Origin of the sequence: Serratia sp. CY81684, assembly GCF_052166595.1 — a bacterium.
Lineage (GTDB): Bacteria > Pseudomonadota > Gammaproteobacteria > Enterobacterales > Enterobacteriaceae > Serratia > Serratia nematodiphila.
Genome location: NZ_JBJNOO010000023.1, coordinates 1 through 636, shown reverse-complemented (window position 1 = coordinate 636; position 636 = coordinate 1). Strand labels below are relative to the sequence as shown.

The following is a 636-nucleotide window of genomic DNA, read 5'->3' as shown; positions in this document are numbered from 1 at the left end:
ATCACCTTACCGACGCTTTTCGCAGATTAGCACGCCCTTCATCGCCTCTGACTGCCTAGGCATCCACCGTGTACGCTTAGTCACTTAACCTCACAACCCGAAGATGTTTCCATCGTTCGCGCTGCAAACATTTGAGAGACTCTATGACAGGTTACTCTTTATCCCAATACTTCTACGGAGGGATAAATTTCAGCCGTCATGTTTCAATTTTCAGCTTGTTCCAGATTGTTAAAGAGCAAAATACTTCGCAGCATACTGTCGCCAATATACTCTGAAGTATTGAAATACCGGACTATATGGTGGAGCTAAGCGGGATCGAACCGCTGACCTCCTGCGTGCAAGGCAGGCGCTCTCCCAGCTGAGCTATAGCCCCATACAGTCACGCGCAGTACCTTTTCCACTTCATGAGAAGTGGTAGGCCTGAGTGGACTTGAACCACCGACCTCACCCTTATCAGGGGTGCGCTCTAACCACCTGAGCTACAAGCCTATAAAGGTATTTCTGCTCGTTACTTTCTATCAGACAATCTGTGTGAGCACGCCACTCGAACTAATATCTTTAGGTAAGGAGGTGATCCAACCGCAGGTTCCCCTACGGTTACCTTGTTACGACTTCACCCCAGTCATGAATCACAAA

General features: G+C 48.3%; 2 tRNA genes and 2 rRNA genes. All 4 read right to left on the bottom strand.

From position 1 onward, the window contains the following. Positions 1-90: ribosomal RNA gene (locus ACJ8QF_RS25070) — 23S ribosomal RNA — on the bottom strand; the annotation flags it as partial. Between the two features lie 207 nt (positions 91-297). Next, a tRNA-Ala gene (locus ACJ8QF_RS25065) sits at positions 298-373 on the bottom strand. A 39-nt stretch (positions 374-412) separates the two neighbouring features. Then, a tRNA-Ile gene (locus tag ACJ8QF_RS25060) sits at positions 413-489 on the bottom strand. 74 nt (positions 490-563) lie between these two features. Next, positions 564-636 (bottom strand): 16S ribosomal RNA (locus ACJ8QF_RS25055); the annotation flags it as partial.